Source organism: Pseudomonas sp. PIC25, assembly GCF_002286785.1.
Taxonomy (GTDB): domain Bacteria; phylum Pseudomonadota; class Gammaproteobacteria; order Pseudomonadales; family Pseudomonadaceae; genus Pseudomonas_M.
Window position 1 is genome coordinate 33670 of record NZ_MUJY01000068.1, and the last position, 14426, is coordinate 48095.

Sequence of the window (14426 nt, forward strand, 5' to 3'; positions counted from 1 at the left end):
GTGCGGTCAGGGCGAATGAAAGAGAAAGCCTAGGCGTTTGGCCAAAGGCGCGCATTCTAGCCTGTTTGCTTATGCGCTCTTAGTCTTTCTTGCTTGGTTGTTCGCCGGTTCTGGAATAAGTGAAGCGGCGTGTCACCGGCGCGGGCTGAGTACCAGACGCGGGACCTGTTCCGGCTTCAGCGACTGGCTCAGGCGCAGGCCGAAGGCCGGGTCGAGCTTTTTCACCCGGGCCGACAGCAGCGCGGCGACCCAGGGGTAGTCCTTGGCTTGGCGGACTTCGACCCGCACCGCGCAATCGAACGCCACCACGTCGGCGGCCACGGCATCGAGCAATTCGCGCAGGCTGTCGTTGTCCTGGCTGTCCAGCATCGGTAGTGGCACGGCGCTGCTGGCGGCGGCCGGGTCGATCAGGCGTGCGCCCGGCTTGGCCGGTGCGGGTTTTTCTTCCTGCGGCGCACCGGGCAATTGGGTGGCCTGGATCGCCTGGGCCTGACGCTCGGCGGCCTCCTGAAGACGGCGGGCCTGTTCGTTGCGTGCCGCCGTTTCGCGAGCGGCTCGTTCGGCAGCCTGCTTTTCGGCCTCGCGGGCCTGGTTGAGTGCGCCGTCCAAGCCGGTGGCGAGCGCCGGGGCGTTGGGCATCAGGCTGCGTGCATGGCTGAGGGCCTTGGCAGCGGCGTCCAGGTCGTTGTTCTGCAAGGCAGCCTGGCCCTGTTGCAGGTAGGCCTCGGCCAGTTGCCGCTGGTACTGCTCCAGGCGGGTATCGCCGGCCGCGTTCCGCTGGAGAGTTGCGAGCTGGCTTTCGGCGCTTTCCAGGTTGCCGCCGTTCAGGCTCTGTTCCAACTGGCGGAACGCTGCGACGCGCTCATCGACGGGCGGCTCATAGGGTTGGCTCGGGCGGTGCTGGCAGGCGGCCAGTAGCAGCGATATCAGCGCAACGGGCAGGTAACGGGTAGCGAATGGCGTCATTCCTGCAGCATCTCGATCTGGACGAAAGAGTCAAGTCTACACTGCGCGGCGAAGCGGCACCAAACCGCCGCGACGCCGTGTCACGCCGTGCGGCGCGGCAGCACGAAGCTGAGCAGGAACAACGAGGCGGCGCTGACCACGATGGACGGGCCGGCCGGGGTGTCCTCATACCAGGACAGCGCCAGCCCGCAACAGACCGCCACCAGTCCCAGGGCGCTGGCGCCCAGGGCCATTTGCTCCGGGGTGCGCGCGTGGCGCTGGGCCGCGGCGGCCGGGATGATCAGCAGCGAGGTGATCAGCAGCACGCCGACGATTTTCATCGCCACCGCGATCACCACGGCGATCAGCAGCATCAGGGCGAGGCGGATGGCCGCCACCGGCAGCCCTTCGACCTTGGCCAGTTCCTCGTGAACGGTGATCGCCAGCAGCGGCCGCCAGAGCGGAATCAGGATCAGCAGCACCAGCGCGCTGCCGCCGAGTATCCAGGTCAAATCGCCGGGGCCGACCGCGAGCAGGTCGCCGAACAGGTAGCTCATCAGGTCGACGCGCACGTCGTCCATGAAACTCAGCACCACCAGACCGAGGGACAGGGTGCTGTGGGCGAGGATACCCAGCAGGGTGTCGGAGGCCAGCGGCTGGCGCTGCTGCAGAGTCACCAGCAGCACGGCGAGCAGCACGCAGCCGGCGGTCACCGCCAGGGTCGGGCTGACGTCCAGCAGCAGGCCCAGGGCGACGCCGAGCAGCGCCGCGTGGGACAGGGTGTCGCCGAAATAGGCCATGCGCCGCCAGACCACGAAGGAGCCGAGCGGGCCGGCCACCAGGGCCAGGGCGAGGCCGGCGAGCAGGGCGTTGAGCAGGAAGTCAGCCATGGTTGCAGTTCGGCCCGTGCACGTGGGGTTTGCCGACCACCACGCTGCCGTGTAGATCGTGGGCGTGGTCGTGATGGTGGTGATAGATGGCCAGGCTGCGGGCATCCTGGCCGAACAGTTCGACGAATGCGGGGTCGCCGCTGACCTGCTCCGGGTGGCCGGAGCAGCAGACGTGGCGGTTCAGGCAGACCACCTGGTCGGTGGTGCTCATCACCAGGTGCAGGTCGTGGGAGACCATCAACACGCCGCAGCCGTGGCGGTCGCGTAGACGGGTGATCAGGCGGTACAGCTCGGCCTGCCCGGCCACGTCGACGCCCTGTACCGGCTCGTCCAGCACCAGCAGTTCCGGCTCGCGCAATAGGGCGCGGGCCAGCAGCACGCGCTGCAACTCGCCGCCGGAAATGCTCTGCAAGGGGCTGTCGATCACCTGTTCCGCGCCCACCTCGCCCAGCGCCGCCAGTACCCGCGCGCGGTCCACACCGGGTACCAGACGCAGGAAACGCAGCACGGTCAGCGGCAGGGTGGCATCCACTTGGAGCTTCTGCGGCATGTAGCCGATGCGCAGGCGCGGACGGCGCCAGACCTCGCCACTGTCCGGAGTCAGCAGGCCGAGCACGGCGCGCACCAGGGTGGTCTTGCCGGCGCCGTTGGGACCGATCAGGGTGACGATCTCGCCCGGCTTCACGCTCAACTGGACGTCTTCCAGCACCGCCTGGCCGGCGTAGCGCACGCCGACTCCGCTCAGGCGCACCAGCGCATCGCTCATGCGGCCTCCCGGCAGGCGGCGCACAGGCCGACGACTTCCACGGTCTGCCCTTCCACGGCGAAGCCCACCGTCCGCGCGCCGGCGACGATCGCCTCGCTGATCGCTGGCTGCTCCAGCTCAATGGCCGTGTGGCACTGGCGGCAGATGAGGAACTGACCCTGGTGGGCATGCTCCGGGTGGTTGCAGCCGACGAAGGCATTGAGCGAGGCGATGCGGTGCACCAGGCCGTTTTCCAGCAGGAAATCCAGGGCACGGTAGACGGTGGGCGGCGCGGCGCGGCGGCCGTCCTCCTCGCTCAGCACGGCGAGGATGTCGTAGGCACCCAGCGGCTTGTGGCTCTGCCAGACCAGCTCCAGCACGCGCCGGCGCAGGGCGGTCAGCCGCACGCCCTGGCGCGCGCAGAGCGCGTCGGCTTCGCTGAGGGCGCTATGCACGCAGCGGGAGTGGTCATGGGGGCGGCAAGCCAGGGGTGTTTTCATGGGCGGCGACGTCCGGGAAAAGAGACGTTATTCTATTACTCTTTTGTCCCCGAGTGACTGCCCGTGTTTCGCCTTTTCCTTCCGCTCGTACTGTGCGCCTTTTCCTCCCTGGCCCAGGCCGAGGTACGCCTGCTTACCAGCATCAAGCCTCTGCAACTGATCGCCGCCGCCGTGCAGGACGGCGTGGCGAAGCCGGACGTCCTGCTGCCGCCGGGCGCGTCGCCGCATCACTTCGCCCTGCGCCCTTCCGACGTGCGGCGGGTGCGCGAGGCCGACCTGTTCTACTGGATCGGCCCGGACATGGAGAGCTTCCTCGTGCGCGTGTTGGAAGGCCGCGACAAGCCGAGCCTGGCCGTACAGGGCCTGGCGGGCCTGAACCTGCGCCATTTCGGCGAGGAAAGTCATCACGAAGACGCCGACGACGAGCATGGCCACGAGCACGACGAGCATGCCGGCGAACACCACGGGGAAGACAGCGACGAGCATGATCACGCCCACCGTCCCGGCAGCCTGGATGCCCACCTCTGGCTGCTGCCGGCCAACGCCCGGACGATCGCGGCGCGCATGGCGTCCGATCTGAGCGCCATCGATCCGGCCAACGCCGCGCGCTACCAGGCCAACCTGACGGCCTTCCAGCGGCGTCTCGACGCCCTCGACCAGCGTCTTGCGGCCCGCGTGAAGCCGTTGGCCGGCAAGCCTTTCTTCGTCTTCCACGAGGCGTTCGACTACTTCGAAGTGGCCTATGGCATTCGTCACGCCGGCGTGTTCAGCGTCGCTGCCGAGGTGCAGCCGGGCGCCCGTCATGTCGCCGCCATGCGCGAGCGCCTGAAGGCGGCCGGTCCGACCTGCGTGTTCAGCGAACCGCCGTTGCGCCCGCGTCTCGCCGAAACCCTGAGCGCCGGCCTGCCGGTGACCCTCGCCGAGCTGGATGCCATGGGTAGCGGCGTTGTGGTCGATGCCGGCGGCTACGAGCGCCTGCTGGATAATCTGGCGGGTGGATTGGCGAGCTGTCTCGAGAACCTCTGATCGCTGGCCGGGAACTTCGCTCCCCCCAATACGCGCTAAGGTGAAAAGGAGGCAGCCCACTTCGCTGCCGACTCGCAACGCGTTGAGGGGGCCGCAGCATGGCGAAGACCGGCGGTACCACCACGGCGCAGCTCCAGGGTATCCCCCTGCAGGCCGCCTCGGTGGAAATCTGGGAAGCGAAGTACCGGCTGCGCGACCGCGAAGGTTCGCCGCTGGAAAGCCGTATCGACGAGACCTGGCAGCGCGTTGCCCGTGCTCTGGCGGACATCGAGGCGCCGGAGCTGCGCGAACATTGGTACGAGCAGTTCCTCTGGGCTCTGCGCAACGGCGCGGTGCCGGCCGGGCGGATCATTTCCAACGCCGGGGCGCAGAGCTACAAGCCGGCCACCTCGACGATCAATTGCACCGTCTCCGGCACCATCGGCGACTCGATGGATGACATCCTCGGCAAGGTTCACGAAGCCGGCCTGACCCTCAAGGCCGGCTGCGGCATCGGCTATGAGTTCTCCACCCTGCGCCCGCGCGGCGCCTACGTGTCCGGCGCCGGCGCGCACACCAGCGGGCCGCTGTCGTTCATGGATATCTTCGACAAGATGTGCTTCACCGTCAGCTCGGCCGGCGGGCGGCGGGGCGCGCAGATGGCCACCTTCGACGTCGCCCACCCGGACGTACGCGAGTTCATCCGCGCCAAGCGCGAGGACGGCCGGCTGCGCCAGTTCAACCTGAGCCTGCTGATCATCGACGAGTTCATGCAGGCGGTGGAAGCCGATGCGGACTGGCCGCTGTTGTTCCCGGTGCACGCCAAGGAGCACGACGAGCTGGACCTCGACGACCCGGCCCAGGTGCACTGGCGCGAATGGCCGCTGCACGAAGGTTACTGCACGCGGGAAGACGGCCTGGTGGCCTGCAAGGTCTACGGCAGCGTGCGGGCGCGTCACCTGTGGGACCTGATGATGGTCTCCACTTACGATTACGCTGAGCCGGGCTTCATTCTCATCGACCGGGTCAACCAGTCGAACAACAACTGGTGGTGTGAGGACATTCGTGCCACCAATCCCTGCGGCGAGCAGCCGCTGCCGCCCTACGGCTCCTGCCTGCTCGGCTCGATCAACCTGACCGGCTTCGTGCTTGACCCTTTCACCCCCGATGCCCGTTTCGACTGGGATCGGTTCCGCCAGGTGGTGCGCATCTTCACCCGCCTGCTGGACAACGTGGTGGAAATCAACGGCCTGCCGCTGGAGCCGCAGCGCCGCGAAATCCTCGACAAGCGCCGCCACGGCATGGGCTTCCTCGGCCTTGGCTCTGCGCTCGCCCTGCTCCGCCTGCGCTACGGCAGCCCGGAGGCCTGCGTGTTCACCGAGGAAGTGGCGCGGGAAATGGCGCTCACCGGCTGGCAGGTGGCGCTCGAGCTGGCCCGGGAGAAAGGCCCGGCACCGCTGCTGGCGCAGACCTTCGAGGTCAGCGCCGAGATGTTGCGCAAGCGCCCGGAAATGATTGCCGACGGCTACAAGGTGGGCGACCGACTGCCCGGCCGGGTGCTGCACGCCCGCTATTCGCGCTACATGCAGCGCCTCGCCGAACATGCGCCGGAGCTGGTGGCGGCATTGGCCGAGCACGGGGCGCGCTTCACCCACCACAGCTCCATCGCGCCCACCGGCACCATCAGCCTGAGCTTGGCGAACAACGCCTCCAACGGCATCGAACCGAGCTTCGCCCACCAGTACTCGCGCAACCTGATCCGCGCCGGCCGCAAGAGCAAGGACAAAGTGGAGGTGCTCAGCTACGAGCTGCTGGCCTACCGCGCCCTGGTCAACCCACGCGCACGCCCCGGTTCGGATGACCCCGCCGAGCGCCTGCCGGATTACTTCGTCACCGCCGACGACATCGGCCCGACCCAGCATGTGGATATCCAGGCGGCAGCGCAGAAGTGGGTGGACTCGTCCATCTCCAAGACCGCCAACGTGCCCACCGACTACCCCTTCGAGGCATTCAAGGATATCTACCGCTACGCCTGGAAGCAGGGGCTCAAGGGCTGTACCACCTTCCGCTTCAACCCGGCCGCATTCCAGGGCGTGCTGGTCAAGGAAGCCGACCTGGAGAAGACCCGTTACCGCTTCGAACTGGAGGACGGCAGCGTGGTGGAGCTGAAGGGCAACGAGGAGGTGGAGTACGACGGCGAGGTGCACACCGCCGCCAACCTCTTCGATGCGCTGAAGGAAGGCTATTACGGCAAGTATTGAACGCGGAGAGTCGCCATGACCGTGAAGATCGACAAGCGTATCAAGAGCTTCAAGGTGATCGACGAGCGTGTCGCGCCGCCGTCGGTCTCCGAAGCCGGTGCGCCGGTGGAGATGGACGAGAGCCTGGAGCGCCCGGAAACGCTGGTAGGGGTAACCTACAAGATCAAGTCGCCGCTGTTCGAGCACGCGCTCTACGTGACCATCAACGACATCTTGCTGAATGCCGGAACGCCCTACGAGCAGCGGCGACCCTTCGAGATTTTCATCAACTCGAAGAACATGGACCACTTCCAATGGATCGTGGCCTTGACCCGCATCATGTCGGCCGTGTTCCGCAAAGGCGGAGACTGCACCTTCCTGGTGGAAGAGCTGAAGGCGGTGTTCGATCCGCGTGGCGGCTATCTCAAGCGCGGCGGGGTGTACATGCCTTCGATCGTGGCGGAGATCGGCGCGGTGCTGGAGCGGCACATGATCGCCATCGGCCTGCTGCCGGGACAACCGCTAGACGAGGCCCAACGGCGCTACCTGGCGGAAAAACGTGCGGCCTACGAGGCCAGCCAGAACGCCGTGGCGGTCGAACCCGGCGACGGTTTCCCGCCGGGCGCGCAGCTCTGCGGCGCCTGCCATACCCAGGCGGTGGTGCAGGTGGAAGGTTGTGCCACCTGCTTGAACTGTGGGCATTCGAAGTGTGGATGAGGATTTTCCCGGATGGCGCTGTGCTGATCCGGGCTACGGCGGTTCAGGATGAAGTTGATGGGAGAGGGCATGCGCAAGACGAGGTGGCTGTTCGCCGGTGGGGCCGTGCTGCTGGCAGCGATCACCGGCATGGCCGGGTATGCAGTGGGCCTGCAGGTATCCGGTGATCGCGACCTGTTTTGTCCGGGCGGCTTTCAGGACTACCGCACCCGCGTCGTCCTGCGGAGCGACCAGGGTGTGACGATTCCGGCCGACACCGTGCTGCGCCTGCGCTTCTGCGAATACAACGCCCAGGCGCGGCTGGAATTCCGCTTGGACAAGGGCGACTTCGATACCGTTGAGCCGTTGCCCGACGATCCCGAGCGAGGGCGTTGGCTCTACGGGCTGGGGCCTTGAGACCCTAGCCATTCAGAGTGCGAAAGGCAGCGCCAAATCCACCTGTTGGCGCTGGGCCAAGCGACGCTGGAACTCGGCGGGGTCGTGGATCAGTACTTCCTGGCCGGCGAAGGAGTCGGCGGCGATCAGCCGCGACAGCCAGAAGCGCACGCAGGCGATCCGCAGCATGGCCGGCCAGATCCGGGCCTCGGCGGCGGTGAAGCGGCGCAGCGTGGCGTAGGCACCGAGCAGGGCGTGGGCGAGGTCTTCGTTCAGGCGGCCGTCCGGCTCCGAGCACCAGTCGTTGAGGGCGATGGCCAGGTCGTAGAGCATCGGCCCCGAGCAGGCGTTGTAGAAGTCGATAACCCCGGCGAGGTGCGGGCCGTCGAACAGCACGTTGTCGCGGAACAGGTCGGCATGCAGATTCGCCCGCGGCAGGGCGAGCACCTTGTCCTTCACTTCGGCGATTTCCGCCAGTGCGTCGCGCAACAGCGGGAGCTGGTCCTCGGGCAGTTTCAGGGCTAGGCACGGCCCTTCCTGCAGCATCCAGTCCAGGCCACGGTCGCTCTTGCGCTCGATGATGCGTTCGCAGGTCGCCAGGTGCAGGCGTGCCAGCAAAGTGCCGACCTCTGCGCAATGATGGGCGTTGGGCTGGGCGACATGCTTGCCGGGCAGGCGCGGCTGTAGCAGCGCGGGCTTTTCCGCCAGGCTGCGCAGGGCTTCGCCGGTGCCGGTACGCAGGGCGTAGGGCACCGGGAGGTCGGCGTCGTGCAGCACATCGAGCAGTTCGATGAAGAACGGCAGGTCCTGTGTCGGCCCCCGCTCCACCAGGGTCAGGACGAATTCGCCCCGCTCCAGGCTGACGAAGAAATTGCTGTTCTCGCTGCCGGCGGCGATGCCTTGAAAGTCGCGCAGGCGGCCGAGGCCGTACGGCTCGAGGAAGATTTCCAGCTCGTGCCGTTCGAGGGGGGTGAACACCGACATGTCAGGAACGCTCGCTTACCATTTGAAGATTTCCCAGGCGGGAATCAGCATGTCCGGCTGGTCGGACCGCACGAAGTTGCCGTCGCTGCCATCGGCCCGCACCAAGAAATAGGGTTTGCCACCTTTCGGCGTGACCTTGATGGCATAGAGGAAGCCATTGACGCGGTACTCCTCGACGGTCTTGTCGCCCTCCTGGCGGATGGTCACATCCGGGTCGCCGGTCACCGGGCCTTCTTCGGCCAGCGTGGCGAGCGGCATTGCCAGCAGGCTGGCCAGCAACAGGCGATTCAGTGTGCGCATGGTAACCTTGTCCCTTTGTCGTCAACGGTCCATTCAGTTTAACCCCGGACCCATGGAAAAGGTTGATCCCGCGCATGTCACACGCTCCCCTCGTGCTGGTGGATGGTTCGTCTTACCTGTACCGCGCCTTTCACGCCCTGCCGCCGCTCACCACGTCGAGCGGGCTGCCCACCGGCGCGGTGAAAGGCGTGCTGAACATGCTGCTGAGCCTGCGCAAGCAGTACCCGGACAGCCCCTTCGCCGTGGTCTTCGATGCCAAGGGCAAGACTTTCCGCGACGAACTGTTCGAGCACTACAAGTCGCACCGCCCGCCGATGCCGGACGATCTGCGCGTGCAGGTCGAACCGCTGCACGCGAGCATCCGCGCGCTCGGCCTGCCGCTGCTGTGCGTCGATGGCGTGGAGGCGGACGATGTGATCGGTACCCTGGCCCGGCAAAGCGCGGCGCGGGATTGCCCGGTGGTGATCTCCACCGGCGACAAGGACATGGCGCAACTGGTCGACCGGCACATTACGCTGGTCAACACCATGACCGGTAGCAGCCTGGATGTGGATGGCGTGAAAGAGAAATTCGGTGTCGGTCCTGAGCTGATCATCGATTTCCTCGCCCTGATGGGCGACAAGGTGGACAACATCCCCGGCGTCCCCGGCGTCGGCGAGAAGACCGCCTGCGGCCTGCTCAATGGCGTCGGCGGCGGCCTGGAAGTGCTCTACGCCAACCTGGACAAGGTGCCCGAACTGCCGATCCGCGGCGCCAAGAGCCTGCCGGCCAAGCTCGAAGAGCACCGCGAGATGGCCTTCCTGTCCTACCAGTTGGCCACCATCAAGACCGACGTACCCCTGGATATCAACGTCGAGGCGCTGCACCCGAAGGCGCCGGACCGCGAGGCGCTGGTCCGTCTATATCGCGAACTGGAGTTCAAGGCCTGGTTGGACGAACTGCTGCGCGAGGCCAAGGCTTCCGGGGAAACGGTCGCTACGCCGGAGCAGGAAGCGGTACCGGAGGCACGCTACGAGATCGTTTTGGAGCCGGCACGTTTCCAGGCTTGGCTGGAGAAGTTGCGCCAGGCCGAATTGATCGCCTTCGACACCGAGACCACCAGCCTGAACGCCCAGCAGGCGCAATTGGTGGGCCTGTCCTTCGCCGTCGAGGCCCATGAAGCGGCCTACATCCCGGTGGCGCACAGCTACATGGGCGTGCCGGTGCAACTGGACCGCGACGAAGTGCTCGCTGCGCTCAAGCCGATCCTCGAAGACCCGGCCAAGGCCAAGGTCGGTCAACACGCCAAGTACGACATGAACGTGCTGGCGCTCTATGGGGTCGAGGTACAGGGCCTGGCCTACGACACCATGCTGGAGTCCTACGTGCTGGACTCCACCGCCACCCGCCACGACATGGACAGCCTGGCCCTGAAATACCTGGGGCACAGCACCATCCGCTTCGAGGACATCGCCGGCAAGGGCGCCAAGCAACTGACCTTCGACCAGATCGCCCTGGAGCAGGCCGGTCCCTATGCCGCGGAGGATGCCGACGTCACCCTGCGCCTGCACCAGCACCTGTGGCAGAAGCTGGAGGCCATCCCCAGCCTGGCCAAGGTGTTGCGGGAAATCGAGATGCCGCTGGTGCCGGTCCTGGCCCGCATCGAGCAGCAAGGGGCGTTGGTGGATGCCCGTCTGCTTGGCCAGCAGAGCCTGGAGCTGGGCGAGAAGATGGTCGAGCTGGAACGCCAGGCCTACGAACTGGCCGGCGAAGAGTTCAACCTCGGTTCGCCCAAGCAGCTCTGCGCCATCCTCTATGAAAAGCTCGGTCTGCCGGTGATCGCCAAGACCGCCACCGGTCAGCCGTCCACGGCGGAAAACGTCCTCGCCGAGTTGGCGGAACAGGACTTCCCGCTGCCCAAGGTGATCATGCAGTACCGCACGGTGAGCAAGCTGAAGAGCACCTACACCGACCGTTTGCCGGAGCAGATCAACCCGCGTACCGGGCGCATCCACACGTCCTATCACCAGGCGGTGGCCGCCACCGGGCGGCTGTCCTCCTCCGACCCGAACCTGCAAAACATTCCGATCCGCACCGCCGAAGGGCGGCGCATCCGCCAGGCGTTCGTCGCGCCGCGCGGCTACAAGCTGGTGGCCGCTGACTATTCGCAGATCGAGCTGCGCATCATGGCCCATCTGGCAAAGGACGAGGGCCTGTTGGATGCCTTCCGCCACGACCGCGATGTACACCGCGCCACCGCCGCCGAGGTGTTCGGCGTCACCCTGGAAGACGTCAGTCACGACCAGCGCCGCAGTGCCAAGGCGATCAACTTCGGCCTGATCTACGGCATGAGTGCCTTCGGCCTGGCCAAGCAGCTCGGCGTCGACCGCAAGGAGGCCCAGGCCTATATCGACCGCTATTTCGCCCGTTACCCGGGCGTGCTGGCCTACATGGAGCGCACCCGCGAGCAGGCCGGGGCGCAGGGGTTCGTCGAGACCTTGTTCGGGCGCCGGCTGTACCTGCCGGAAATCCATTCGAAGAACGGTGCCATGCGCAAGGCGGCCGAGCGCACCGCGATCAACGCGCCCATGCAGGGCACGGCGGCGGACATCATGAAGCGCGCCATGGTGCGGGTGGACGGATGGCTGGCGGAGTCCGGACTGGACGCCAAGGTCATCCTGCAGGTGCATGACGAACTGGTTCTGGAAGTCCGCGAGGATTTGGTCGATCAGGTGAAGGAGTCGATCCGGCCATTGATGAGCGGTGCCGCCGAACTGGACGTGCCGTTGGTGGTAGATGTGGGGGTAGGCGATAACTGGGACGAAGCCCACTGACCGGTTTTCGAGCCCCTTTCTGGGTCGAAACGAAGAAAACGGCTGCGGCATAAGGTCGCGGCCGATTACTTTTTTATTCGATTATCGAATCAGCGTGTCGAGCAAAAAGAACAAATAGTTTTTAAAATTTCCTGAACTTTCTTCTTGGCCGGGCAGTCAGAGCTTACGAATGGGTGAAGCCGTTCAATGCTCCTTGTTGTGTTTTAGTGTTGGCAGATCTCTGGACCCCGCCCTAGCGGTCCGGACTTAGACCCCGAACTTCTCCCTCCCCATATGAAGTTCGGGGTTTTTTTTGCCTGCGAAAAAGTACTGGCCTATCGCCTCAAACGGCGCGGACTGTCACGGCGCAGCCGGCGCCTCGTCGTCTTCTTCCAGCAGGCCCAGCCACTGCGCCAGCACGCCGTGGGCTTCCTCGACGCCTTGGCGCTTGGGTGCCGAGAACAGTTGCACGCTGACGCCTTTCCCCCAACCCTTACGTACCTCGTTCTGCACCTTGAGCAGCGCGTTCTTGGCGGCACCGAAGGCCAGCTTGTCGGCCTTGGTGAGTAGGATGTGCAGCGGCATCTGGCTGGCGGCGGACCAGTCCAGCATCAGCCGGTCGAACTCGGTCAGCGGGTGGCGGATATCCATCAGCAGCACCACGCCGACCAGGCTTTCGCGGCTGCCCAGGTAGGCTTCCAGGTGGTGTTGCCAGTGCTGCTTCAATGGGATCGGCACTTTGGCATAGCCGTAGCCGGGCAGGTCGACCAGACGGCGCTCGTCGTCCAGGCGGAAGAAGTTCAGCAACTGGGTGCGCCCAGGGGTTTTCGAGGTGCGTGCCAGGTTAGCGTGGGTCAGGGTATTGAGCGCGCTGGACTTGCCGGCGTTGGAGCGGCCGGCGAAGGCGACTTCGTAGCCCTGGTCGTCCGGGCACTGGTCGACCTTGGCGGCGCTGAGCATGAAGGCAGCCTGTTGGCACAGGCCCAGGATGGGATTCTTCGGCGGCATGGGGATAATCCGGTGAGGGCTCTGCCGCTTATAGCGCGGCGTGCGGTGTCGTTTCCGTTTCAGGCTCGCCAGTATATAATGCCGCAGATTTTGTGTGCGCTTTGTCCCACCCGAAGGATAAGTGTTCACGGGAGCGATATAGACGGTCTGCGCATGAGAACGCAGGACGCTCCCATCCCTGATGAGGCCGATCTCATGAAGAAATTGCTGATCGCAGCCGGCGTACTGCTGCTGCCGTTTACCGCCACCCAGGCTGCGCAGGACCCGGAAGCCGTCTATAACCGCTCCTGTGCCGCCTGCCACAACGGGCAGTTGCCGATGGCGCCGAAGAAGGGCGACAAGGCCGCCTGGGAACCGCGTCTGGCCCAGGGCATGGACGTGCTGGTGCAGCACGTGACCAACGGATTCAACGCCATGCCGCCCCGCGGCCTGTGCATGGATTGCAGTGCCGAGGATTATCAGGCCGTCATCCAATGGATGAGCCAGTAATCTGCTCCTAATCTCCCACCCTTAGCCGTTATTGGATTAGCTGATGAACAAAGTACTCGTGAGTCTGCTGTTGACCCTGGGCATCACCGGTATGGCCCACGCTGCCGGCGACGCCGCCGCTGGCCAGGGCAAGGTTGCCGTGTGTGGCGCCTGCCATGGCATGGACGGCAACAGCCCTGCCCCCAACTTCCCCAAGCTGGCCGGCCAGGGTGAGCGCTACCTGCTCAAGCAACTGAACGACATCAAAAGCGGCAACCGCGTCGTGGTGGAAATGACCGGTCTGCTGGACAACCTGAGCGAGCAGGACCTGGCCGACATCGCCGCCTACTTCGCCAGCCAGAAGATGAGTGTGGGCGCCGCCGATCCGAAACTGGTCGAGCGTGGCGAAGCGCTGTTCCGCGGCGGTAAGCTGGAAGAAGGCATGCCGGCCTGCACCGGTTGCCACTCCCCGGACGGTTCGGGCAACGCCCAGGCCGGCTTCCCGCACCTGGGCGGCCAGCATGCCCAGTACGTGGCCAAGCAGCTGACCAACTTCCGCGAAGGCGACCGCACCAACGACGGCGACACCATGATGATGCGCGCCATCGCCGCGAAACTGAGCAACAAGGACATCGAAGCCGTTTCCAGCTATATCCAGGGCCTGCACTGAGTCCTGGCTGGAAAACAGCGGTAAACAAAAGGGTGGCGGATGCCACCCTTTTTCGTTGGACTGGCCGCTACAATAGTTCGAACCGCGCCCTTGCGTCGGACCGGTCCGGACGCATCGCGGAGCCATCAGTCAAGGAGTCTCCATGCGTAACCTGATTTTCAGTGCCGCTCTCGCCACCGCGAGCCTGTTCACCGCCCTTGTCGCCGCTCCGCTGCAGGCGGCCGATATCCAGGCCGGCAAGCAGTATGTCGAACTGAACAGCCCGGTGCCGGTCGCCCAGCCTGGCAAGATCGAGGTGGTGGAGCTGTTCTGGTACGGCTGCCCGCACTGCTTCCAGTTCGAGCCGACCCTCAACCCCTGGATCGCCAAACTCCCTGAAGACGTCAACTTCGTGCGCATCCCGGCCATGTTCGGTGGCCTGTGGAACGTCCACGGCCAACTATTCATCGCCCTGGAGTCGATGAAGGTCGAGCAGAAGGTTCACGACGCGATCTTCCATGCCATCCACAAGGAAGGCAAAAAGCTGTCGACCCCGGACGAAATGGCCGAATTCCTCGCCACCCAGGGCATCGACAAGGATGCCTTCCTCAAGGCCTACAACTCCTTTGCCGTGAAAGGCCAGATGGAAAAGGCCAAGAAGCTGGCGATGGCCTACCAGATCACCGGCGTACCGGTGATGGTGGTCAACGGCAAGTACCGCTTCGATATCGGCTCGGCCGGTGGTCCCGAGCAGGCACTGGAAGTCGCCGACTTCCTGATCGCCAAGGAGCGCGCCGCCCAGTGAGCG

15 protein-coding genes are annotated in these 14426 nt (G+C 65.4%); 8 read left to right on the forward strand and 7 right to left on the reverse strand.

Annotated features, from left to right (window positions below):
- Window positions 1-132: 132 nt before the first annotated feature.
- The 4 genes from BZL41_RS08335 to zur all read right to left on the reverse strand — a co-directional run bounded on the left by BZL41_RS08335 (window position 133) and on the right by zur (window position 3080).
- A complete protein-coding gene (locus BZL41_RS08335) occupies window positions 133-966 on the reverse strand; it encodes a PA5502 family lipoprotein (RefSeq protein ID WP_095598859.1) in 834 nt (277 codons plus the stop codon).
- Window positions 967-1046: 80 nt separating this feature from the next.
- Entirely contained in the window at window positions 1047-1835 is a 789-nt protein-coding gene (gene znuB, locus BZL41_RS08340) for a zinc ABC transporter permease subunit ZnuB (RefSeq protein WP_095598860.1), read from the reverse strand.
- Window positions 1828-2601 carry a zinc ABC transporter ATP-binding protein ZnuC gene (gene znuC, locus BZL41_RS08345; protein ID WP_095598861.1) on the reverse strand — a complete coding sequence of 258 codons (774 nt, stop codon included), beginning with the start codon at window positions 2599-2601 and terminating at the stop codon, window positions 1828-1830. Before znuC ends, znuB begins: the two co-directional genes overlap by 8 nt.
- Window positions 2598-3080, reverse strand: a complete 483-nt coding sequence (gene zur, locus BZL41_RS08350; RefSeq protein ID WP_095598862.1) for a zinc uptake transcriptional repressor Zur — start codon at window positions 3078-3080, stop codon at window positions 2598-2600. Before zur ends, znuC begins: the two co-directional genes overlap by 4 nt.
- A 63-nt stretch (window positions 3081-3143) precedes the next feature.
- Between zur and znuA the strand changes: the two genes are divergently transcribed.
- The 4 genes from znuA to BZL41_RS08370 all read left to right on the forward strand — a co-directional run bounded on the left by znuA (window position 3144) and on the right by BZL41_RS08370 (window position 7438).
- Window positions 3144-4106, forward strand: a complete 963-nt coding sequence (znuA, locus tag BZL41_RS08355) for a zinc ABC transporter substrate-binding protein ZnuA (protein WP_095598863.1) — start codon at window positions 3144-3146, stop codon at window positions 4104-4106.
- 98 nt (window positions 4107-4204) lie between these two features.
- Window positions 4205-6346, forward strand: a complete 2142-nt coding sequence (locus tag BZL41_RS08360; RefSeq protein WP_095598864.1) for an adenosylcobalamin-dependent ribonucleoside-diphosphate reductase — start codon at window positions 4205-4207, stop codon at window positions 6344-6346.
- A 15-nt stretch (window positions 6347-6361) separates the two neighbouring features.
- The gene (locus BZL41_RS08365; RefSeq protein WP_095598865.1) at window positions 6362-7042 is read left to right on the forward strand and encodes an NrdJb; all 681 of its coding nucleotides are present in this window, start codon (window positions 6362-6364) and stop codon (window positions 7040-7042) included.
- A gap of 69 nt (window positions 7043-7111) precedes the next feature.
- The gene (locus BZL41_RS08370) at window positions 7112-7438 is read left to right on the forward strand and encodes a hypothetical protein (protein WP_143518046.1); all 327 of its coding nucleotides are present in this window, start codon (window positions 7112-7114) and stop codon (window positions 7436-7438) included.
- A 12-nt stretch (window positions 7439-7450) separates the two neighbouring features.
- On the opposite strand, the gene BZL41_RS08375 is transcribed toward BZL41_RS08370, so the two are convergent.
- On the reverse strand, window positions 7451-8401 hold the full coding sequence (locus BZL41_RS08375) for a homoserine kinase (protein WP_095598867.1): 951 nt from the start codon (window positions 8399-8401) through the stop codon (window positions 7451-7453).
- 15 nt (window positions 8402-8416) lie between these two features.
- Window positions 8417-8701, reverse strand: coding sequence for a DUF2782 domain-containing protein (locus BZL41_RS08380; RefSeq protein WP_095598868.1), 285 nt, complete (start codon window positions 8699-8701; stop codon window positions 8417-8419).
- Window positions 8702-8775: 74 nt separating this feature from the next.
- Here BZL41_RS08380 and polA point away from each other — a divergent pair, with 74 nt between their 5' ends.
- Window positions 8776-11514, forward strand: a complete 2739-nt coding sequence (gene polA, locus BZL41_RS08385; protein ID WP_095598869.1) for a DNA polymerase I — start codon at window positions 8776-8778, stop codon at window positions 11512-11514.
- Window positions 11515-11853: 339 nt separating this feature from the next.
- On the opposite strand, the gene yihA is transcribed toward polA, so the two are convergent.
- Complete coding sequence (gene yihA / locus BZL41_RS08390; RefSeq protein WP_095598870.1) at window positions 11854-12501, reverse strand: ribosome biogenesis GTP-binding protein YihA/YsxC; 648 nt, start codon at window positions 12499-12501, stop codon at window positions 11854-11856.
- Window positions 12502-12696: 195 nt separating this feature from the next.
- Between yihA and BZL41_RS08395 the strand changes: the two genes are divergently transcribed.
- The 3 genes from BZL41_RS08395 (at window position 12697) to BZL41_RS08405 (ending at window position 14423) form a co-directional block, all read left to right on the forward strand.
- The gene (locus BZL41_RS08395; protein ID WP_095598871.1) at window positions 12697-12990 is read left to right on the forward strand and encodes a cytochrome c5 family protein; all 294 of its coding nucleotides are present in this window, start codon (window positions 12697-12699) and stop codon (window positions 12988-12990) included.
- A 43-nt stretch (window positions 12991-13033) separates the two neighbouring features.
- Window positions 13034-13639, forward strand: coding sequence for a cytochrome c (locus tag BZL41_RS08400; protein WP_084338567.1), 606 nt, complete (start codon window positions 13034-13036; stop codon window positions 13637-13639).
- A 142-nt stretch (window positions 13640-13781) separates the two neighbouring features.
- Window positions 13782-14423 carry a thiol:disulfide interchange protein DsbA/DsbL gene (locus BZL41_RS08405; RefSeq protein WP_095598872.1) on the forward strand — a complete coding sequence of 214 codons (642 nt, stop codon included), beginning with the start codon at window positions 13782-13784 and terminating at the stop codon, window positions 14421-14423.
- Window positions 14424-14426 lie beyond the last annotated feature (3 nt).